This window comes from Corynebacterium sp. TUM25020 (assembly GCF_056388495.1).
In genome coordinates this window covers 1-254 of sequence record NZ_JBWJFG010000025.1, presented here as the reverse complement: position 1 = coordinate 254, position 254 = coordinate 1, and the positions used below count along the sequence as shown (strand labels likewise).

The following is a 254-nucleotide window of genomic DNA, read 5'->3' as shown; positions in this document are numbered from 1 at the left end:
AGGCTCCACCAGAGCCTGGGCTACCGCACGCCGGCTGAAGTCGAAACCGAATTTTGGGAACACCACCCCAGTCGAGAAATAATGGAAATCAAGGCACAAGCCTAGGAACAAAACCCGGGACACTTCACCGCCTACACCGAACTCCTACGCCCCATTGCCGCACCACTAATCGCAGTCACAGACGGCGGACAAGGTGCCCAATCAGCCATCCACCACTGCTGGCCAACAACACGCATCCAACGCTGCCTCGTCCA

The 254-nt window shown here is 57.9% G+C and carries 1 pseudogene; it reads left to right on the top strand.

The window, feature by feature from the left end:
• Positions 1 to 132: 132 nt before the first annotated feature.
• Positions 133 to 254: pseudogene (locus tag AC05K6_RS10190) on the top strand (IS256 family transposase); the annotation flags it as partial.